Consider the following 21,426-nt stretch of genomic DNA (forward strand, 5'->3'; position numbering starts at 1 on the left):
CAGCCTCTCAGGTTCTGCCGTCACAACTTACCAAGTTGCTTCTGCATATTTCTATCGAGACTGGCGAGCTCCCGTTGTAAGTTGCATTGCCGGGTTACAGCAGATAATTCCACCAATGGTAAAGGTACTTTTGAAACACCAGCTTCGCGCATCCAACGCAGCACCGGTTCCAAATGCCAGATAGCGGTTTTACCGTCATGTACTGGTTGCGGAAAAGCCTCGCGGCTTACCATTACTTTGCGAATATACTGCCGGGAAAACCCAAGCAGCTCAGCAATATCTGTTAGCCCGACCAGATCTGGCATCACTTCAACCAACGCAGTACCTGGAATAATGCGTTTTACATCCTGAATCGCTGAAACAACGGCTAGTTTTGCATCCGATGCTTCGCGGATGAAATTCAGTGCAATTCGCCCTGTGACACCCACACCCACCAGCGCGTCATCGCAACCTTGCGCACCCAAAGCTTCAACCCATTGCTCCGGATTCTGGCCATTTTCTGGCAGGGTGAAAATCAACGTGAAGCTAAATTCTGACATATTCTGCTCCTTGAAAATTAATGTCTGATGGCAGGTGGCGAGCCTTGCTGGCTACAGTTATCGACGACACGACGTATCTGCCTTGCATGGTTATAAGCACTGCGCGGTGTGCTCCAGATGCAGCTAATGCAAAACTCACCGCAGCGGCAGGCTTTGTCGTTCCACGGACAATACATTTTCCCCCAACAATGTGCCCCACCCGGCCGCACTTGCCAGCCCTGACATTCGGCATAACTTAATGCTGCTTCAATGTCCTTATTGGGGTGTATACGCCGCTTCATAAAACCTCCTGTCCATACTCGCAAATAAGTTGTCATATGACAACTTGAAATTGAGAAACAATTTACCTGCGAGGTATTTTTCTTCAAGGAGAAGATTTGAAAATTAGCGGTATATCGAAGAGCGCCCGCAAGATTTATCGGGCGTTGCAACAATGAGCAGTGGATTTGCGAATTACTGCGAAAGAAGGGAGATATCCAGGTGACGGCCGAGCGAAGTTTCATCGTCGATATGCGGATAGAATGGGATCTCACCTAACATGGGGGCTTTTAAAACATCACGTAACGTTGCGAGATACTCAGCATGGCGCTTGCCGGTAGGTTGAACGTCATTAGCAATCCAGCCCGCAAGGCGCAGACCCGCATGTTGCACTGCATGCGCAGTTAGCATGGCATGGTTGATACAGCCGAGTTTTACCCCTACGACCAAAATTACAGGCAACTGCTCTTGTATTGCCCAGTCTGCAAAAGTGGTTGTTGCGGACAGTGGTGTAAACCAGCCCCCCGCCCCTTCAACCTGTAACCAGTCGGCCTGAGAAGCAAGTGCTTCAAGGCCTGCTGACATCTGCGAAAACTCGATAGGCTGCAATGCTTCCGCACTAACAATATGCGGCGATGTAGGCTCCAAAAACGCAAACGGGTTGACCTGTGCATAGCTTAATTTGACGTTACTGTAGCGCTGTAAGGCAAGCGCATCACCGTTACGAATACCCTGAGCAGTCATTTCACTACCAGAGGCCACAGGCTTATATCCTGCAGTACGGTAACCCGCATCTCCTGCGGCCTGAAGCAAAGCACAGCTGGCAATGGTTTTACCCACTTCCGTATCCGTTCCGGTTACAAACCATTTTTTAATCACGTTCAATCACTCCACAAACGAGTTGCCAGGTCAGAGGGAATTGCCCCTGTTTCTGTGGCCAGGCGAGACTTAATTTTTGTAATTGTTGGCGGGTCATCAGCGATGCTTTACGCCCATCATGAAGATGTGTCGCACCAATGCCTTTTAGCGATTGCATGGCACTTAATACGCTATCGTAAGACTGGCTGATTTCATGAATTTTTAGAGTGTAGCGCCATCCTTCGCACGCGCCCTGAATCTGCTCAAACGTCATAAATCGGTTGGCATGAGACCTTTCATCCACCACCTGCCAGGCGGTATGCAGTTCGCAAAGTGAATCTGCAGCAAGCGTGGTAAATGCCAGGCAACCGCCAGAGCGAGTGACACGGTAAAGCTCACTTAAGCCACTGCGTAAATCGCTGCACCACTGCACCGCGAGATTACTCCATGCGAGATCCACCTGCTGGTCAGCAAGGTTGATGGCTTCAATATCGCCTTCGAGATAGTTATCAGCTGAACCTTGAAGTGCAGCGTGGTTCAGCATCGCGGGTGAGAGATCCAGTGCCGTAACATGGCAGCCTTTTTCACGCCATGCGCGGCTATACCAACCCGTGCCGCATCCAGCATCCAACACGTTGCTGATTTGACGGCCCTCAAGCATTCCCTCCAGCAAGTCCCCGCTGGTGCGTTGCAATTCGGCGTGGCTGTCGTAGGTGCTTGCCGCACGACCAAATGCTGCGGCAATAGCCGCTTTATCAACGAGTCGCGTCATACAGCGCCTCCAAAAGCTTGTTGATATCTTCGCTGGTGTGGCTTGCAGTAAGCGTCACACGCAACCGCGCCGTACCTGGTGGCACCGTTGGTGGACGAATCGCTGTTAGCCAGAATCCGCGTTCGCGTAAGGTAGCGGCAAGGTTCACCGCAGGCTGATTTTCCCCCACGATCAACGGCTGGATGGCAGTTTGTGAGGCCATTAATTGCAGCGGTAGTTGTGCGGCTCCCGCGCGAAAATGGGCAATATTGGCGTGTAATTGGGCACGCCGGGAATCCTCACGGCGGATAACATTCAACGCTGCCGATAACGCACACGCCTGTGCAGGTGGCATAGAGGTGCTGTAAATAAGATGCCGGGCGGATTGCAGCAGATAATCAGCCATCGATTCACTACACAGAACTGCGGCCCCACTCGCACCAAATGCCTTGCCGAACGTTACGACCAGCAAGGCTGGTTTGACGTGTTGCTGATAGCAGCTACCCCGTCCTTCTTCACCTATCACGCCAATACCATGGGCATCGTCAACCATCAACAATCCCTGTGCTTCCCGGGTAGCCTGCGCAATTTCAGCCAATGGAGCGGCATCTCCGTCCATACTGAAAATACCTTCGGTAATAACCAGTTGTTGACCATCAGTATGCGAGGCCAACAGCGTTTTCAACGATGCGATATTGTTATGGGCAAAACGCCGTAACTGCGCTGGACTGTGCATTGCGGCTTCCAGAAGTGAAGCATGGCTAAGTTTATCGGCAACAATGCGGTCTGATTTTTCAGTCAGTGCAGCGATAAGCGCCTGGTTAGCCGCGAAACCTGAAATAAACAGTAATGCGCGCGGATAACCCAGCCAGTCAGCTAACTGCTGTTCAAATCGCTGATGGGCTTCGTGATACCCGGTGACATGCCCGGAACCACCACTCCCAATACCGTAAATCTCAGCACCCTGCTGCCAGGCATTAACCACTTCAGCATGGTGACTGATTCCCAGATAATCGTTACTGGAAAAATTTAGATAGCGGGTATTGTTTTGAACAAGGTAGCGCCCGCTACCTTGTTGGTTGGCCTGCCTGGTGCGAAAACTGTCGCTTTCCCGCCGCCTGGCAAGCGCGCTATCAATGCGTTGCTGCCAGGTCATACAGCCGCCGCGTTGTAGTAATTCTCCGTATCCGCATTGAGCAATTGATCGGTTAGTTGTTGTTGCTGCTCGTTGTCGCCTGCATGAGTGGTTGTTTGCTGCGGATTAAGCCCAAGCTTGCGGAACAATTGCAGGTCTTTGTCTTCTTCCGGGTTTGGCGTAGTCAGTAGTTTGCAGCCATAGAAAATCGAGTTTGCGCCAGCCATGAAGCACATGGCCTGAGTTTGCTCGCTCATCTGTTCGCGCCCGGCAGAAAGCCGTACGAAAGAGGTCGGCATCATGATACGCGCAACAGCAATAGTGCGAATAAAATCAAACGCATCGACGTCTTCGTTATCTGCCATCGGGGTGCCTTTCACTTTCACCAACATGTTGATTGGCACGCTTTCTGGCGGGGTTGGTAAATTGGCCAGTTGCAGCAATAATCCCGCTCGGTCAGTGACAGTTTCGCCTAAACCAACAATGCCGCCAGAGCAGACTTTAATCCCGGCATCACGCACTTTATCGAGCGTATCAAGACGTTCCTGATAAGTACGCGTAGTGATAATATTGCCGTAGAATTCTGGCGAGGTGTCGAGGTTATGGTTGTAGTAATCAAGCCCTGCTGCCGCCAGGCGATGTGCCTGCGTATCGGTTAAGGTGCCGAGCGTCATACAGGTTTCAAGCCCCATTTCGCACACGCCTTGCACCATTTGTTCAAGGTACGGCATATCGCGATCATTCGGGTTTTTCCAGGCAGCGCCCATGCAGAAACGAGTAGAACCCGCATTTAACGCTTTACGTGCGGAGTCCAACACTTGCTCAACTTCCATCAAGCGCTCGGAAGCCAGCCCGGTTTTGTAGCGCGCACTTTGCGGGCAATATTTGCAGTCTTCCGGGCACGCCCCAGTTTTAATCGACAGCAGCGTACTGACCTGAACGTGGCGGGGATCGAAGTGCTGACGATGCACCGTTTGTGCTTCAAACATCAGTTCGAGGAAAGGTTTTTCAAATAAAGCAGTGACCTGCGACAAAGACCAGCGTGCGTGGTGAGCCATGGGGCATCTCCAAAAAGGGTGTTGTTAGCCATTGATTGACGTTATACTTGTAAACCTAAATCTTTTTCAAATGGTTTACAAGTCACCCTATGACCCCTGCTGATTTAGCGTTCGACCAACAACATATCTGGCACCCTTACACCTCCATGACTAAACCGTTACCGGTTTATCCGGTTGTGGCGGCAACAGGCTGCGAAATACAACTTGCTGATGGTAAAGCCCTTGTTGACGGGATGTCGTCCTGGTGGGCGGCAATTCATGGCTACAATCACCCGCGCTTAAATCAGGCAATGAAAGACCAGATTGACCAGATGTCGCACGTCATGTTTGGCGGGATCACGCACCCACCCGCAGTGGCGCTGTGTCGTAAACTGGTCGCCATGACGCCGGAAAATCTAGAATGCGTATTTCTTGCAGACTCCGGTTCTGTCGCCGTAGAAGTCGCAATGAAAATGGCATTGCAGTACTGGCACGCCAAAGGCGAACCTCGCCAGCGCTTCCTCACTTTCCGCAACGGTTATCACGGCGATACTTTTGGTGCCATGTCGGTGTGCGATCCGGATAATTCAATGCATAGCCTGTGGCAAGGTTACCTGCCTGAACACCTGTTTGCTCCCGCGCCAAATTGCCGTTTTGACGATGAATGGGATGAGATGGACATCGTGCCATTCGCACGTTTAATGGCTGCTCATCGCCAGGAAATTGCAGCAGTGATCCTTGAGCCGATTGTTCAGGGGGCTGGCGGTATGCGGTTCTATCACCCGGAATGGCTAAAGCGTATTCGCCGCATGTGCGACCGCGAAGGGATTTTGCTGATTGCCGATGAGATTGCGACCGGCTTTGGTCGTACAGGCAAGCTGTTTGCCTGTGAACACGCTGAAATTTCACCGGATATTATGTGCCTCGGCAAAGCGCTGACGGGCGGCACAATGACACTTTCTGCAACTCTCACCACTCGCCTGGTCGCAGAAACCATCAGCGATGGTGAGGCCGGATGCTTTATGCATGGCCCAACGTTTATGGGCAACCCGCTGGCGTGTGCTGTTGCGACCGAAAGCCTTGCGTTGCTCGAAGAAGGCCACTGGCAGCAGCAAGTACAGGCGCTGGAGGAGCAGTTGTCGGCAGGACTGAAACCGTTATTGGAATGTGAGCTAGTGGCCGATGTACGCGTGCTTGGCGCAATTGGCGTTGTCGAAACGCACAAGCCGGTGGATATGGCAGCACTTCAGGCGTTCTTTGTCGGGCAAGGTGTCTGGATTCGCCCGTTTGGCCGGCTGATTTACCTGATGCCGCCGTACGTTATCAGCCCTGAGCAACTGGATAAATTGATTCAAGCCGTGGCGTATGCGGTACAAAATCCGGCATTTTTCAGAAGCTGAGAGCCAGCAAGCCTTACGGGTATGCACTACACTTCGAGGATCTTTTCACGTCCCACACAGGGAGATTCAGATGAAAATCCTCATGGTTTTAACCTCGCACAATCAGCTCGGCAACACCGGCAAACCCACAGGCTTTTGGCTTGAGGAGTTTGCCGCGCCGTATTATGTCTTTCACGATGCCGGGTTGAAAATCACGCTCGCGTCACCGAAAGGCGGGCAGCCGCCGCTCGATCCCGTAAGCGACGAGCCGGACGCGCAAACCGACGATACCCGTCGTTTCCGTGGCGATGCTACCGCGCAAAAGTTATTAGCCAATACCGAAAAACTCGAGGGCATCAAGGCCGATGATTTTGACGCGGTGTTTTACCCAGGCGGCCACGGGCCGTTGTGGGATCTCGCGGAAGACACATACTCCATCAAACTGATTGAGCAATTTTGGGCCGCTGGCAAACCAGTTGCTGCGGTGTGCCATGCCCCCGGTGTTTTGCGCAAAGTGACAAAACCCGACGGCTCACCGTTGGTCAAAGGCAAAAGGGTCACCGGCTTTACCAATAGCGAAGAAGAAGGTGTGGGTTTAACCGCAGTGGTGCCCTTCCTGGTAGAAGATGAGCTGAAAAAAGCAGGTGGCTTGTTTGAGCGCACCGATGACTGGGGCGAGTATGCTGTAGTCGACGGGCACTTAGTTACCGGGCAAAACCCGGCATCTTCAGCGATTGCGGCTGAAGAACTGCTGAAGTTACTGAATCTCTAAGCGCGAGGAGTTGAGATGAAACTGGTCAGTCAGGATTTCAAAGATGGGGATAAACTCCCCTGGCGTCAGGTACTTAATGGAATGGGTTACGATGGCGATAATATTTCGCCTCATCTAGCGTGGGATGATGTTCCTACGGGAACCAAAAGCTTTGTCGTGACCAGCTACGATCCTGACGCACCAACTGGTTCTGGTTGGTGGCATTGGGTGGTAATCAATCTGCCAGCCAATACACGCGTCCTGCCGCAAGGTGCAGGTTCAGGCCTGGCTGAACTGCCAGAACCTGCCGTGGAGACACTCACCGACTTTGGTAAACCGGGTTATGGTGGTGCAGCGCCACCGAAAGGTGAAGTACACCGCTATATTTTCACAGTTCACGCGCTTGATGTTGATAAGCTAGATGTGACGGAAAATGCATCCGGGGCAATGGTGGGCTACAACGTCCATTTCCATTCATTAGGCAGCGCTTCAATCACCGCGAAGTTTAATTAACCCTATCTTTTTATACCCAAATAATTCGAGTTGCAGGTGAGCGGCAAGAGAAAGAGTCCCGATGAGCTTACTTGAGTAAGTGATTCGGGCGATTGAGCGTAGCCAACAACCCTGCAACTCGAAGAATGACGGGTATATGAAGCCGATTTGCACAATCGGCTTCCAGTTTCCCCCAACTTAGTATAAAAAAGCAGGCTTTCAGATCCCCTTTTAAATTTGCACTGCAAGGAGCAACCCTTGAACACCTTCTCTGTTTCTCGTCGGGCAGCTGTGCTCGCTTTTGCTGTGGCGCTATCGGCTTGTAGCTCAACACCGCCAGAAGATAAACCGTCCACGCAAGTGGCACCAGGCACCCAATCTCGTCCAGTTTTATCGTCCGATGAAGCCCAGAACTTTGTTCAGGCACGTTACTTCTCATCTAAAAATAAAAATGAAGCCCCTTGGGTGCCATCATCTATTCGTATTCCGCAGCAGCCTGACTTTGTTGTTGGTGCAGCCGGTGGCGAAGGTGTGACCCACACGTCTGTCCAGGCTGCCGTTGATGCAGCCATCATGAAACATAGCAACACCCGTCAATACATCGCTATTCAGCCAGGTGAGTATGTCGGCACCGTTTATATTCCGGCCGCTTCTGGCAGCGTAACGCTGTACGGCACCACTGATAATGCAAGTGATGTGAAAATCACTATGCCATTGGATTCTGAAATCGATGCGAATACCTGGCGTCGTGCAGTTAACCCAGGTGGTAAATATATGCCGGGTAAACCAGCCTGGTACATGTTTGATAGCTGCCAGAACAAGCGTAATGCCACCGTAGGTATTATGTGTTCTGCTGCTGTCTGGTCGCAGAACAGTGGCTTGCAGATGCAAAACCTGACTATCGCTAACACTCTGGGTGACAGCGTAGATGCCGGCAATCATCAGGCTGTAGCACTGCGCACTGATGGCGATAAAGTACAGTTGAACAATGTTCACCTGCTGGGCCGCCAGAATACCTTCTTCGTCACTAACAGCGATGTGCAAAACCGCCTGTTAAATGACCGCCAGACACGCACATTAGTGACTAACAGCTACATTGAAGGTGATGTGGATGTGGTTGCAGGTCGTGGTGCTGTGGTGTTCGAAAATACCGACTTCCGTCTGGTTAACAGCCGCACAAAAGAAGGCACCGTGTTTGCGCCAGCTACACTGCCGAATATTTATTACGGTTTCCTGGCCATCAACAGCCGCTTCACTGCAGCAGGCGATAACGTCGCGCAACTGGGCCGCGCCTGGGATGTTGAAGCAAGTGAAAATGGTTATACCGCAGGCCAGACCTCTAACGGTCAGGTTGTTATCCGTGACAGCGTGATTAACGAAGGTTTTAACAGTGCAAAACCTTGGGGCGATGCCGCTGGTTCTAAGCGTCCATTCGCTGGCAATATCGGTACTAAAGGCGAGAAAGGCGAAATCCAACGCGATTTGAATGATGCGAATGCTAACCGTCTATGGGAGTTCAACAACCGTGGCGTGGGTAGCCCGGTAGTTGCTGAGTAAAATTAAGTATCCGCATAAAACTAAAAACCTCGCCACGGCGAGGTTTTTTTATCACTAAATCAGAAATTACTTAGCGTTTATTACAACCCACATAGGCCCTTGCCCTACTGCATAACGGCCTTTCTCTTCCAGTAAACCTTGTTCACCGGTAATTTGATAAACCGCGATGTGATGCGATTTCTGGCCTGCTGCAATCAGATATTTACCACTGTGATCAACATTGAAGCCACGCGGTTGCGTTTCCGTCGGCTGATAGCCTTCCACTGCAAGAACGCTACCATCTTCAGACACGCTAAATACCGTGATGATGCTGGCAGTACGGTCGCAGGTGTAGAGATGGCGACCATCAGGTGTAATGTGGATATCGGCGCCCCAGCGGGTATCTGAGAAGCCCGGAGGCATCATGTCGAGCGTCTGCACGCATTCAATTTTGCCGTTAGCATTTTTCAGCTCCCAGACATCAACAGAACCATTGAGCTCGTTGACGCAGTAACCGTATTGTTGATTCGGGTGGAACGCCATGTGGCGCGGACCTGCGCCCTCAACGGTGGTGACTTCTGCCGGGGTCTGCGCCACCAGATGGCCATCGTCAGACAGGGTAAACTGACAAATGCGATCTTGCTTCAGTGCCGGAACCCAAAGTGTGCGGTTATCCGGGGTGATATTGGCTGAGTGGCAGCCTTCCAGCCCTTCCACCACATCAACAACCTCACCAGGCAGGCCATCATTGGCAAGACTAACAACGCTTACGCTGCCTGAATTATAAGAAGCGCTGAACAGGTAGCGGCCCTGGTGGTCGGTAGAAATGTGCGTTGGGCTGCCAGGAATGGCAGTGACACCCGCCTCGGTGAGCGAGCCGTCATCTGGCGTAATACGATAGGCGATAACGCGAAACTCAGGGCGCACACCCACATACAGGTAACGTTTGTCAGGGCTGATAACCATTGGCTGAACCTGGCCTGGGACATCAACGACCTGCACAAGCGTAAGCTCACCACCAGGGTTAAGCTGCCAGACGTGAATTTGCTGGCTTTCCGGGCTGGCGGTATAGACTGTTTGTTTCATGAAATCTCTCTCCTCCCAACATATTGAGTTATTGTCACAAGGGTAGTGCGTGTTGCCATTTTGAACAACGCGGCAAGCGGTGTAACATCAACACAGGCCTTATGATTCTGAATTTGACTGGAACCCTAAATGACTTATCGCGTAATCGCCCTTGATCTTGACGGTACATTGCTGACACCGCAAAAAACCATTCTTCCTGAATCACTGACAGCTTTACAACGCGCACGTGACGCTGGCGTGAAAGTTGTCATCGTGACGGGCCGTCATCACGTTGCCATCCATCCTTTTTATCAGGCACTGACCCTGGATACACCTGCAATTTGCTGTAATGGCACTTATTTGTATGATTATCATGCGAAAAAGGTTCTTGAGTCCGATCCTTTACAACCGCAGCAGGCCAATCAGTTAATTGACTTACTGGATGCCCACAACGTTCATGGGCTGATGTATGTTGATGATGCCATGCTGTATCAAGAGCCTACCGGCCACGTTTTACGTGCTGAAAACTGGGCAAAATCTTTACCTGAATCGCAACGTCCTGTGTTCCGCCATGTGAATTCACTGCGTGAAGCGGCTTATGACGTTGATGCAATCTGGAAATTTGCTCTTACCGATGAAGACACGGTGAAACTGCAAAACTTTACCCAGGTTGTTGAGCAACAACTTGGACTGACATGCGAATGGTCATGGCATGATCAAGTCGATGTGGCGCAAAACGGTAACAGTAAAGGCAATCGCCTGGCAAAATGGGTTGAATCACAAGGTTTATCAATGAGTCAGGTGATGGCGTTTGGTGACAACTTTAACGACCTGAGCATGCTGGAAAGCGCAGGTCTGGGTGTGGCGATGGGTAATGCTGATGACGCGATTAAAGCACGCGCGGATTTGGTGATTGGTACTAACCTGGAAACAGGCATTGCCGAGACGATTTATAAGCATTTGATTTAGTTTTATGAAAATGGTGGATGACGCTTTCGCTTATCCACCCGACAAAAATCACGCGGTTATCGAAACACTCTTAATTTGCGCGTACAACCACTGGCCCGGCTTAATCATTAACTCATCCCGCGCCCACGGGCTAATTCGCGCCCAAAGTGTTCTTGAACCCACTTCCAACTGCACTTCAACCTGCCCTTCATCGTCGTAGCACTGTGCAACCCTGGCACGTAACACGTTACGAATACTGCTGTTGACCGGCGGCTGGAGAATCAATGAAACATCTGATGCCTGAATGCGAATACGCAATGTTGACTGCAATGGGCTTTCCAGTTTATTCACCCATAAATGCTGGTCTCCCAGCGCCAGCGCGGTCATCGCGTAATGCGGATGATGTTCTAACACCGTCACTTTCAGCACGCTGCTTTGCTGCTCTTTTGGCAACCATGGGTGCATAACGCTGCTACCCCATACCTCCTCCAGATTGCCAAACGCTTTCACTTCACCGCCATCGAGCACCAGCACTTTATCCGCCAGATGTAGGATCTCTTCCAGCGAGTGGCTGACATATAGCATCGGAATGTTAATTTCACGCGCCAGGCGTTGCAGATACGGCAGCAATTCGCGCTTACGGGGGATATCCAGCGAGGCGAGCGGTTCATCCAACAGCAGCAACTCTGGCGACGTCAGCAGAGCGCGGCCAATAGCTACACGCTGTTTTTCCCCACCAGACAAACTCCAGGGAAAGCGCTCCAGTAAAGGTTCAATACCCAGTAAGGCGACTAACTTATCAAACTGCCCGGCGGCTGATCGCGGCATACCGTATTTTAGATTGCCGCGCACGCGGTAGTGCGGGAACAGGCGTGCATCCTGAAACACATAACCGATACGGCGTTTTTCAGGAGCCAGGAAACGCTTGTTTTCAGCATCGCTCAATACGCGATCGTTCAGTACAATTCGCCCTTGCTGCGGATGCGTCAGGCCACTTATCGCGTTAATTAGCGAGGTTTTCCCCGCGCCTGAAACGCCAAATACCGCAGTAATCCCCTGCCCCGGCAAGGTTTCGTTGATCGCCAGGCGATGGTCGCCCAACGTCTGAACAAAATTTAGCTCCAGCATTAAAGTGCCCCTATCCGTTTACGGCTCTGGCGCGCTAACCATTCGGCCACCAGCAAAGACACTAGCGCCAGCACGATAGAAATCACGCACAATCGCGCGGCTGCATTTTCGCCACCAGGCGTTTGAATCAGGGTATACATCGCAGAAGGAATGGTACGGGTTTCACCTGGAATATTGGAAACGAAGGTAATAGTGGCACCGAATTCACCGAGCGAACGCGCAAAAGCCAGCACCGTTCCGGCAATAATGCCAGGTAAAGTCAGAGGGAGCGTAATGGTGCAGAACACTCGCCAGCGCCCGGCACCTAATGTGCGGGCCGCCTGCTCAAGTTTCATATCGACACCTTCGAGCGCAAGGCGAATCGCTCGCACCATCAGCGGGAACGACATTACCGCCGCGGCAAGCACCGCGCCGCGCCAACTAAACGCGAAGGTGATACCGAAAACATCGTAAATCCAGGCACCAATCACGCCACGTCGACCCATCGCAATCAGTAATAAGTAACCAACGACTACGGGGGGGAGAACTAATGGGAGATGGATAATACTGTCGAGCAAAGCTTTACCCGGGAACCGGCATCGCACCAGCACCCAGGCAAAGAAGATCCCAAAAGGAAGGCTAAATAGCACCGCAAGGGTGGAGACTTTCAGGCTCAGCAGTACCGCCTGCCATTCGGGATCGGTCAATATCATTTGATAGTCGTAAATCCGTAACGTTGGAAGATAGCGCCCGCTTCCGGTCCTTTCAGATAGGTGTAAAACGCGCTAACTGTTGGGTTGTCGTGGCCTTTCACAATGGCAATTGGGTATTCCACTTTCTTGTGGGAATCTTCCGGGAAGGTGCCCACTACTTTCACGCCTTTGCTGGCAACCGCATCGGAACCGTAAACGATACCAAGTGGTGCTTCATCACGTTCAACCAGAGCCAGTGCGCCACGAACATCTTCTGCCGGAGCTAATTTTGGCGATAGGGTATCCCACGCGCCTAACTTTTGCAGCGCTTCTTTAGCGTAAATGCCAGCAGGAACATGGTCAGGATCGCCAACAGCAAGACGGCCACCGTTGAGTAATGAAGCCCAATCGGTTTTCGCATTAATGGCCACATCACCAATTTTACTGGCTTTCGGTGCAACGACCACAAGGCTGTTGCCGAGCAGCGTTTCGCGGGTGTCAGTTTTGATAGCATCTTTGCTTACTGCGTAATCCATCCATTTCTGGTCAGCAGAAATGAATAAATCAGCAGGAGCACCCGCTTCAATCTGGCGCGCAAGCGTTGAAGATGAAGCGAAAGAAGAAGCGATTTCAACAGTCTTGCCTTTCTGGTATTGCGTAGCAATATCCTGCATCGCGTTGGTTAAGGATGCCGCGGCGAAAACGGTAATTTTGCTGTTATCGGCAAATGCCTGCCCTGCCATTGTGACGCTCAATGCGGCACCTAATGCCAGACGTACCCATTGCTTAGCCATTTGTTACTCCACTTGGTTTCGTTATGTAGCGCATAATATAACGATGCTAAGGCGGAATTTACAGATCTTATCGGCAATACGGGCGGAAAGTTTACCCACAGGAGAAGTTCAAGTGGCTGTGGCTACAACAAAAATATGGTCGCCAGCCCCAGGAATATAAAGAAACCACCGGTGTCGGTGATAGCGGTAATCAACACGCTTGAACCGACAGCCGGATCTTTGCCCAGACGCATCATGATCATCGGGATCAGCACGCCCATTAGCGATGCCACCAGCAGATTGAGTACCATCGCAAGCGTCATCACGCCGCCCAACGCCATGTCGTCGTAGAGCAGCCATGTCACGCACCCCATTACACCGCCCCAGATAATCCCGTTAAACAAGGCAACGCCCAGTTCACGCAACACTAAAAAGGAGAAGTTCCCCGGCTGGATATGTTGCAGCGCCAGTGCCCGTACAATCATGGTGATGGTTTGGTTACCGGTATTACCGCCGATACCTGCAACAATCGGCATCAGAGAAGCCAGTGCCACCAGTTGAGAAATAGTGTGTTCAAACAGGCCGATAACGCGTGAGGCGACAAACGCGGTACACAAATTTATTGCCAGCCACGCCCAACGCGCTTTTACCGCTTTACTCACCGGGGCAAACACATCTTCTTCCGCGCTCAGGCCACCCATACGGCGCAAATCGTTGTCGGTTTCTTCGTAAACCACATCAACGATCTCATCAATCGTCAGGCGGCCAATCAGTTTGCCGCTGCTATCGATAACCGCCGCACTGACTAAGTCATCACGTTCAAAGGTACGCGCGGCAACTTCGTCGTTGTCTTCGGGAGCAAAGCAGGTTGGATTGTCATCCATCACGCTCATGACCAACGTCTGCGGAGCATGCAGTAAAATGGTGGTTAACCCCAGCTCTCCAAGCAGCGTTTTATCTCGCGTGGTGACAAAAACTTTATCAGTGTTTTGCGGCACTTTGCCGCGTAAACGCAGGAATCGTTGTACCACTGCAAGCGTGACATCCGCCCGTACGGTGATGACTTCGAAATCCATAATCGCGCCAACACTGTGCTTTTCGTAGTGCAGCACTTGCCTGACACGGGCGCGTTGTTCCTGCGGCATGCTCGCCAGCAAACGCCCCATCAAGTCACGAGGAAGATATTGCGCAAGGTAAATTTGGTCGTCTATATCCAACGGACGAATGATATTGAGCAGCGCTTTATCGCTCATCCCTTCAATCAGGTCATCCCAAACAGTTTCCGAGGCTTCAATTAATATCTTGCCGCGCTGATCGTCTTTGATCAGTCGCCATAACGCATGGCGCTCTTCCGTCGGTAGAGCTTCCAGTACGTCAGCAAGATCCGCCGCGGGCAGTCTTGCCACAAGCGTGGCTACCTCTGAAATATCCTGTTCGGGAGTATGAGCATCAGGTTGTGGCAACCTGCCCAGAATGCCTGTGGCAACAGCTTTATTGGTTAATAGAATTTGGAGGATGCGGGCTCGGTCTTGCGCACGTTGTTTAGTACTGTACTTTGGAGTGACAGACATCTGGCAGTTTTCCCTGAGAACGACGAGCTAAGTTATAGCCTGTCGGGCCGAAGATAACCAGATTTTGTAGGGTGGATAAGCGGCTAGCCTCATCCACCATTGTGGTCGGTAATGTCGGGGGCGCTGCGCTTGCCCGACCTACGAAGAAGATTAGCTTCCGGTTCTGGCGACCGCATCTCTTGAGGCATGCTCACGCTCATGGCCGGTTAACTCACCGAGTTGCCCGTGACGCATTTCCAGTAACCGGTCGGCATGAATAAAGTAGTGATCGTCATGACTGATGGCAAAAATGGTTTTGCCCATTTGCTGCATTAGCGGCAACAAGGTCTGGTAAAACTCGCGGCGGAAATGCGGGTCCTGGTCGGCGGCCCATTCATCTAATAAGATAATGTCGCGCTCTTCCGCTAACGCCAGTAGTAAGGCCACGCGTTTTTTCTGCCCTTTCGACAGTTTCAGATTGAGAATAGTGCCGTTTTCCAACTCCAGCTTGTCGCTCATTTTCAGGCGTTCAAGCCATTGAGCAACCAACTCTGGGTTAGCCTGTTCACCCTGCGGCCCGAGCAGGCGGTCAAACAACCAGACATCGGTAAACACCGCAGAAAACAGCTTGCGATAATCGTCCTGATTACTGGCATCAATCTTTTTACCATCCAGATAAATTGCGCCAGATACCGGCTGGTAAAGCCCGGTCAGCAGCATCGCCATGGTGGATTTTCCGCTACCGTTGCCGCCAATAAGGAACAGCAATTCGCCACGTTCAATTTTGAGATTCAGCGGCCCAACGGAGAAGCTGTTGTCACCGTACTGGAACATCACATCGCGCATTTCGAGGGTTTGCCAATGGGCCGGTTCAAGGCTTCGCGGGAATTCGGCATCGTACGGTGCAAGATGGAATTTGTTCAGCTTGTTGAATGCCACCTGAGCGGTAAGCAACGTCGGTAATGCGCCAATCGCCGACAACATCGGCGTGCGTAAGAACAATAATGTCAGAGAAAACGTGGCGGCAACGTTGGTATCAGACCAACCGAGGCTATTCGCCATCCAGAACACCAGGCCAATCACGCCGAGCATCATAATATTCGACCAGTTCACCGCACTCAGATGGTAGGTATCCGCGCGAATAATATGGCTGCGATAATCGTTAGCATGAGGAATATAAGTGTCTTCATAGACGCGTTCAGCACGTTCGCGGTTTAACGCCAGTTCTTTGCGCCCTTCAATCACGGTCTGGTAATCGTTGTAAAGCTGGTCTTCAATTTCACGCAACTGCGCCAGATGCTTGTAAACTCGCGCCACCAGCACGTAGCCGCCATAGATGGTTATCGCGACCCAAATCGCCGTCACACCGAGCATTTTTGGCGACAACCACGCCAGATATGCCGCTGAACCAAAGGTCAGAATAATGCCCTGCACCAATTCCGGCAGGCGCACAAAGGCAATGGTAATGTTGCGCACGTCACTGGTTAAACCCGCCAGCAGTGCCGCATTGCCCAGTTGTTCAACCCGTTCAACGTGCGTATCCATCAGGCGTTTAATAAATTCACTGCGCAGACGGAATACAAAGTGGTGGCCAAGTGTGGTCAACGCCAGCTGTGAACCTAATGTCACTGCCATTAATAGCAGTAATAAGCCAAGAAATTCTGGTAGCACCGATAGGGAGAGATCGGGCGTTTCAATCAGCCGCAAATTAATAAAGGCAATTAAGCCGATACCTAACGCCGCACTGAGCAGGCTTAATGCCATTACTGTCAAGAAAGGCCAGCGATACTGCCGGTAAACCACACGTAAAAGTTCCATCACTCACTACCCAAAATCGAAAACAGCGAGCAGTTTAAACGGCAATTACTGTACAGCAAGAATAATTCTTATTTATATTCGTGTTAACGGGTGTGCCGGAAAGTGAGATTGTAGCGAAACTCGTCAGTAGCAGGATGATGGCCCGGTTTAAGCGGTAAAATACCATGATAAAACAGCCTTGACGGCCCGCCCCAAACCACGATATCACCATGTTCAAGCATCACTCTTTTCAGCGGGTCATTGCGCTTAAGCCCACCAAACTGAAACACGGCGGGTAACCCAAGCGACACCGAAACAATTGGCTGTTGTAGATTTAGCTCATCTTTGTCCTGATGGAGTGAAAGCTTAGCGCCCGGTGCATAGCGGTTAATCAGACAGGCATCAGGATTAAAATCAGGATACCCCGCAGCCTTTGAGGCGGCATCGGATAACTGGCGAAAAACAGTCGGTATCGCGGGCCAGTGTTGTGAGGTCAGCGGGTCAATCGGGGAATAGAGGTAGCCGTGAGCGTTAGTGGTCCAGCCGACTTCGCCGCAGTTGGTCATCGCCACCGACATCGTGTAACCGCCTGGCGTGACCATCTGGCGAAATGGGGAAAGTGCGGCAACCTCCTCAATTTGCGCGATAAGCAGCCGTGCATCAGCACAGGCAAAGCGACGCAAAATAACTGCGCCATCAGCCAACGGCTCTAGCCACGGTGCTTCATCGGCAAATAAATCGAGCATCACTCCCCCTGCTGTTGGGCTTCAATCTTAAGAAGTAGGCGCTTACGCTCAACACCCCAACGGTAGCCAGAAAGCGCACCGTCATTACGCACAACACGGTGGCATGGAATAATGACCGCCAGTTTATTTGCGGCGCATGCTCCGGCCACTGCACGTACTGCCTGCGGCTTGCCGATACGTTCAGCAATGTCACGATAGCTTGCAGTCTGCCCGGTAGGAATCTCACGCAATGCCTGCCAGACTTGCTGCTGAAATGCGGTGCCCTGAATATCCAACGGCAAATCAAACTGCTGGCCCGGTCTCTCCAGTAAACTCACCACCTGGGCGACATTTTGCACAAAGAGTTCGTCACCGGCCATTAATGCAGAGTGCGGGAACAGCGTTTCCAATTCGGCAATCAGCGTTTTGGCATCGTTACCTAACAGTATGGCGCAAATACCTCGCTCACTCTGCGCGACCAGAAACATCCCCAAACGACAGGACCCCACCACAAATTGAATCACGGTGCGTTCCCCTCCCTGCCGGTATTGCTTCGCCGTCATCCCTAAGACTTTATCCGCCTGCTGGTAGTAGTTGCTTCCTGACTGAAAACCGGCGTCGAAAACAGCCCGTGTGACAGGCTCACCCTGAGCCAACTGCGCACGTAACCGTTTCGCCCGCAACGCCTTTTGCCACGCGTGAGGCGTTAGCCCAGTGACTTGTTTAAACAGACGATGAAAATGGAACGGGCTCATTGCCACTTGCGAAGCCAGGTCGGCAAGAACGATTGACTCGTTGCTGGCTTCAAGAATTCGGCAGGCCAGCGTGATGCGGTCAATACGTTGTTGCTCAGGCGCTTGTTTGTCTGGCTGGCAACGTTTGCACGGGCGAAAACCAGCATCAACGGCGGCGCCAACGCTTTCAAAGAACAGCACATTTTTACGTAACGGATGGCGCGCGCTGCAAGAAGGACGGCAGCAGATCCCGGTAGTGTTCACCGCAAAGACAAACTGCCCATCAGCGCGACTATCACGGGTTTCCACAGCCTGCCAGCGGCTTTCATCGTTGGCTTTATCAAAAAAATGATTCATGACTGGCTCCTGTATTTTGCTGTCATGATATGACTGTGACAGTTTTAGGACGCTGGGAAACCCGCAATCTTGCTTTCTAATTTTACTCGCTAAGTAAGAAGGTTTTAAACTGAGGCGACATCCAGGTGGTAAAACTATCGCCCTCTTTAGTGATTAAATAAACCGCCAGCCCCTCTTTTTCTGCCACCTGTTTGGCTTTTTCAGTTCCAAGCACCATCAAACCGGTATCCCAGCCATCGGCTTCCATTGCCGTTGGTGAAATCACTGTCGCGGAAACTAATTTATGCTGAATCGGTTGGCCTGTTTGTGGGTCAATCACATGGGACAAACGCTTGCCATCCAGTTCGTAATAATTGCGATAGCTGCCGGAGGTGCTTATCCCGTGCCCATTGAGATCAACCACCGCCTGTACAGCATTTTCACGATCGGTAGGTTTCTGAATCGCCACTCGCCAGGCTTTACCATCAGGATTAGTCCCTCGCGTTACCACTGCTCCACCCACGGAAACCAAATAGCGGCTGATGCCATTTTGTTCCATTAAACGCGCCAGATGATCGGCAGCATAACCCTCACCCATCGTGGAGAGATCAACATACAAACCCACAAGATCTTTCTGTAACCACTGTTTCCCGGCCTGGTTTATCACCGTGAGATGATGCAACCCGGTCAGCGCTTTCGCAGCATCAATTTGTGCCTGATCAGGCGTTTTTATCGGTTGTTTATCTGGGCCAAATCCCCACAGATTCACCAGCGGCCCGACGGTAATATCCATCGCGCCATCGGTCTTCGCGCCAATGCGCAAAGCCATAGTCACAATATCGCTCATTGCTTCAGCGACGGGATAAGGTTCCGTCGTAGAGGACTGGTTAAAGCGCGATAAGGCAGAATCTTTTTTGTAGGTCGACAACAGGCGGTCGTCACCATCTAGCTGCCCCTGAATTTTTTCCCGCAGCTCAGTCTGTCTTGCATTGTCCACACCCGCGAGACTTGCACGCCAGTATGTCCCCATGGTTTTGCCTTCCAGCACCATGCCAGTATTACTTTTTGCTGCTGGGTTATCACAGCCTGCCAAAGCACCCAAAACTATGGCAAACAGGCCATAGCGTAATAATCGTAAGTCCATTGTTTCTCTCTCCTGTTTGAGCGCAAAAGGGTACACCAACTGGCAAAGAATTGGATTAAAAGTGAAGGATTGTTGAGAGTCCAGACGTAAAAAAGGCGCCCTAAGGCGCCTTTTACAACGAACACTGCAAAAGCAGGAATTAGAACTGGTAAACCAGACCAACACCTACGATGTCATCGGTACCGACGCCAGCGTTACGAGTGAATTCGTTTTCGTCCAGCAGGTTGATTTTGTAATCAACGTAGGTGGACATGTTTTTGTTGAAGTAGTAAGTCGCGCCAACATCAACATATTTAACCAGATCCTGGTCGCCGTAACCTTCGATGTCTTTACCTTTGGACTGCAGGTAAGCAACGGAAGGACGCAGACCGAAGTCGAACTGGTACTGAGCGACAACTTCGAAGTTCTGTGCTTTGTTAGCAAAGCCCAGGTCACCCGCGCGAGTTGCGTTGTAAGTCTGGGTGTACTGAGTTGCCAGATAGATGTTGTTAGCGTCATATTTCAGACCGCCGGTGTAAGTTTCAGCGCGATCGCCTTCACCTACAGCCATGTTGTTCTGGTCAGTAGTACGCTTGGAGCTAGAGATAGCTGAACCCAGGCTGAAACCTTCACCCAGATCGTAAGTTAAGGAACCGCCGAAGCCGTCACCGTTCTGTTTCAGAGCGCCACGACCGTTCTGAGTAGAACCTTCGCCAGAAACGCTGCCGTTTTTACCCTGGTATTGCAGAGCAAAGTTCAGGCCGTCAACCAGACCGAAGAAGTCGGTGTTACGGTAAGTTGCAACACCGTTTGCACGTGATTGCAGGAAGTTATCAGAACCGTAAGTGTCGCCGCCAAATTCTGGCAGAACGTCGGTCCATGAAGTTACGTCGTAGACAACGCCGTAGTTACGACCGTAGTCGAATGAACCGTAGTCAGCAAAACGCAAACCTGCGAATGCCAGACGAGTCCACGCCTGATCGCTGCTGCCTTCAACGTTGTTAGCCTGAACGTTGTATTCCCACTGGCCATAACCGGTCAGTTGGTCGTTAATCTGAGTTTCGCCTTTAATGCCAAGACGGAAGTAAGTCTGGTCACCGTCAACGCCTTTGTCGTCGGAGAAGTAATGTAAACCATCTACTTTACCGTACAGATCTAATTTGTTGCCGTCTTTGTTATAAATTTCGGCCGCATGAGCGGTGCCTGCTACCAGCAATGCTGGAACCAGGAGGGACAGTACTTTAACTTTCATGTTATTAACCCTCTGTTATATGCCTTTTTATATGCCACTGCTTACTGATTAATTCTCTAATCAGTCGGCTAACCCATTGTCCAAAACAAATACAGATTAATCCAATCCGAATATGATACTAAAACCATAGAGATGTTTCATTTATCCACATACGTGTTTCAAAATGTAAATTCAATGGAACTTTTTTCCGCACAAAAAGATAATAATATAAGCACTAATCGTCAAAACAAATAAAATAACAATTAAAATCAATAACTAAAATTATATCGCCCTCTGTAGCACTGAATGATAAAACACGCTCATTATTTATATATAAAATAACTCCCGCTATCATCATTAACTTTATTTATTACCGTCATTCAGCTTTGAATGTCTGTTTACCCCAATTTGGACCGGATGCTTGCATCCGGTTTTTTTTACGTTTCTTTACGTAACTTTAATCATTTTGTGCTATCCCCTTCAAAAAATAACGTCTATTAACAAATTACCGCTTCGCTTACAGATAAATCTCACCTCTCATGCGGGAACTTTCTAAAAAAAGAAAACCTAAATAGACAATCATTTCATATTAAATAATTGTACAAGTGA

At 50.9% G+C, this 21,426-nt stretch carries 21 protein-coding genes; 5 read left to right on the forward strand and 16 right to left on the reverse strand.

The window, feature by feature from the left end; translation table 11 throughout:
• Positions 1-20 precede the first annotated feature (20 nt).
• The 6 genes from LVQ77_RS06610 to bioB form a co-directional block, all read right to left on the reverse strand.
• On the reverse strand, positions 21-539 hold the full coding sequence (locus tag LVQ77_RS06610; protein WP_232904010.1) for a helix-turn-helix transcriptional regulator: 519 nt from the start codon (positions 537-539) through the stop codon (positions 21-23).
• A gap of 17 nt (positions 540-556) precedes the next feature.
• Positions 557-820, reverse strand: a complete 264-nt coding sequence (locus LVQ77_RS06615; protein WP_151992814.1) for a hypothetical protein — start codon at positions 818-820, stop codon at positions 557-559.
• Between the two features lie 172 nt (positions 821-992).
• Positions 993-1,676 carry a dethiobiotin synthase gene (gene bioD / locus LVQ77_RS06620; RefSeq protein WP_232865099.1) on the reverse strand — a complete coding sequence of 228 codons (684 nt, stop codon included), beginning with the start codon at positions 1,674-1,676 and terminating at the stop codon, positions 993-995.
• The gene (bioC, locus tag LVQ77_RS06625) at positions 1,669-2,427 is read right to left on the reverse strand and encodes a malonyl-ACP O-methyltransferase BioC (RefSeq protein ID WP_232904011.1); all 759 of its coding nucleotides are present in this window, start codon (positions 2,425-2,427) and stop codon (positions 1,669-1,671) included. The genes bioD and bioC overlap by 8 nt, the downstream gene beginning before the upstream one ends.
• On the reverse strand, positions 2,411-3,562 hold the full coding sequence (bioF, locus tag LVQ77_RS06630) for an 8-amino-7-oxononanoate synthase (RefSeq protein ID WP_232904012.1): 1,152 nt from the start codon (positions 3,560-3,562) through the stop codon (positions 2,411-2,413). The genes bioC and bioF overlap by 17 nt, the downstream gene beginning before the upstream one ends.
• Positions 3,559-4,599, reverse strand: coding sequence for a biotin synthase BioB (gene bioB, locus LVQ77_RS06635; protein ID WP_232904013.1), 1,041 nt, complete (start codon positions 4,597-4,599; stop codon positions 3,559-3,561). The genes bioF and bioB overlap by 4 nt, the downstream gene beginning before the upstream one ends.
• An 89-nt stretch (positions 4,600-4,688) precedes the next feature.
• Here bioB and bioA point away from each other — a divergent pair, with 89 nt between their 5' ends.
• From bioA to LVQ77_RS06655, 4 genes are all read left to right on the forward strand, one after another.
• On the forward strand, positions 4,689-5,978 hold the full coding sequence (bioA, locus tag LVQ77_RS06640; RefSeq protein WP_232904014.1) for an adenosylmethionine--8-amino-7-oxononanoate transaminase: 1,290 nt from the start codon (positions 4,689-4,691) through the stop codon (positions 5,976-5,978).
• 70 nt (positions 5,979-6,048) lie between these two features.
• The gene (locus LVQ77_RS06645) at positions 6,049-6,729 is read left to right on the forward strand and encodes a type 1 glutamine amidotransferase domain-containing protein (protein WP_232904015.1); all 681 of its coding nucleotides are present in this window, start codon (positions 6,049-6,051) and stop codon (positions 6,727-6,729) included.
• A 15-nt stretch (positions 6,730-6,744) separates the two neighbouring features.
• A complete protein-coding gene (locus LVQ77_RS06650) occupies positions 6,745-7,221 on the forward strand; it encodes a kinase inhibitor (protein ID WP_232904016.1) in 477 nt (158 codons plus the stop codon).
• Between the two features lie 237 nt (positions 7,222-7,458).
• Positions 7,459-8,757, forward strand: a complete 1,299-nt coding sequence (locus tag LVQ77_RS06655; protein ID WP_232904017.1) for a putative acyl-CoA thioester hydrolase — start codon at positions 7,459-7,461, stop codon at positions 8,755-8,757.
• 66 nt (positions 8,758-8,823) lie between these two features.
• Here the strand turns inward: LVQ77_RS06655 and pgl are convergent, their stop codons facing one another.
• On the reverse strand, positions 8,824-9,822 hold the full coding sequence (gene pgl, locus LVQ77_RS06660; protein ID WP_232865106.1) for a 6-phosphogluconolactonase: 999 nt from the start codon (positions 9,820-9,822) through the stop codon (positions 8,824-8,826).
• 129 nt (positions 9,823-9,951) lie between these two features.
• On the opposite strand from pgl, the gene LVQ77_RS06665 reads away from it, so the two are divergent.
• On the forward strand, positions 9,952-10,770 hold the full coding sequence (locus tag LVQ77_RS06665) for a pyridoxal phosphatase (protein ID WP_151992824.1): 819 nt from the start codon (positions 9,952-9,954) through the stop codon (positions 10,768-10,770).
• 48 nt (positions 10,771-10,818) lie between these two features.
• Here the strand turns inward: LVQ77_RS06665 and modC are convergent, their stop codons facing one another.
• The 9 genes from modC to LVQ77_RS06710 all read right to left on the reverse strand — a co-directional run bounded on the left by modC (position 10,819) and on the right by LVQ77_RS06710 (position 20,838).
• Positions 10,819-11,877: a molybdenum ABC transporter ATP-binding protein ModC gene (modC, locus tag LVQ77_RS06670; RefSeq protein WP_232904018.1), complete on the reverse strand. Its 1,059-nt coding sequence runs from the start codon at positions 11,875-11,877 to the stop codon at positions 10,819-10,821.
• On the reverse strand, positions 11,877-12,569 hold the full coding sequence (modB, locus tag LVQ77_RS06675; RefSeq protein WP_064517172.1) for a molybdate ABC transporter permease subunit: 693 nt from the start codon (positions 12,567-12,569) through the stop codon (positions 11,877-11,879). Before modB ends, modC begins: the two co-directional genes overlap by 1 nt.
• Positions 12,566-13,342 carry a molybdate ABC transporter substrate-binding protein gene (gene modA / locus LVQ77_RS06680; RefSeq protein ID WP_151992827.1) on the reverse strand — a complete coding sequence of 259 codons (777 nt, stop codon included), beginning with the start codon at positions 13,340-13,342 and terminating at the stop codon, positions 12,566-12,568. Before modA ends, modB begins: the two co-directional genes overlap by 4 nt.
• A 122-nt stretch (positions 13,343-13,464) precedes the next feature.
• Positions 13,465-14,892 (reverse strand): magnesium transporter, encoded by a 1,428-nt coding sequence (gene mgtE, locus LVQ77_RS06685; protein WP_232904019.1) that lies wholly within the window; start codon positions 14,890-14,892, stop codon positions 13,465-13,467.
• 150 nt (positions 14,893-15,042) lie between these two features.
• The gene (locus LVQ77_RS06690; RefSeq protein WP_232904020.1) at positions 15,043-16,689 is read right to left on the reverse strand and encodes a multidrug ABC transporter permease/ATP-binding protein; all 1,647 of its coding nucleotides are present in this window, start codon (positions 16,687-16,689) and stop codon (positions 15,043-15,045) included.
• An 83-nt stretch (positions 16,690-16,772) separates the two neighbouring features.
• Entirely contained in the window at positions 16,773-17,414 is a 642-nt protein-coding gene (gene alkB / locus LVQ77_RS06695) for a DNA oxidative demethylase AlkB (protein WP_232865111.1), read from the reverse strand.
• Positions 17,414-18,484 carry a bifunctional DNA-binding transcriptional regulator/O6-methylguanine-DNA methyltransferase Ada gene (gene ada / locus LVQ77_RS06700; RefSeq protein WP_232904021.1) on the reverse strand — a complete coding sequence of 357 codons (1,071 nt, stop codon included), beginning with the start codon at positions 18,482-18,484 and terminating at the stop codon, positions 17,414-17,416. Before ada ends, alkB begins: the two co-directional genes overlap by 1 nt.
• A gap of 82 nt (positions 18,485-18,566) precedes the next feature.
• Complete coding sequence (gene apbE / locus LVQ77_RS06705) at positions 18,567-19,607, reverse strand: FAD:protein FMN transferase ApbE (RefSeq protein WP_232904022.1); 1,041 nt, start codon at positions 19,605-19,607, stop codon at positions 18,567-18,569.
• 139 nt (positions 19,608-19,746) lie between these two features.
• Complete coding sequence (locus LVQ77_RS06710; RefSeq protein ID WP_232865114.1) at positions 19,747-20,838, reverse strand: porin OmpC; 1,092 nt, start codon at positions 20,836-20,838, stop codon at positions 19,747-19,749.
• Between the last annotated feature and the right edge of the window lie 588 nt (positions 20,839-21,426).

The sequence above is a fragment of the Buttiauxella cochleicola genome, assembly GCF_021282435.1.
In the GTDB taxonomy this organism is placed as follows: Bacteria; Pseudomonadota; Gammaproteobacteria; order Enterobacterales; family Enterobacteriaceae; genus Buttiauxella; species Buttiauxella massiliensis.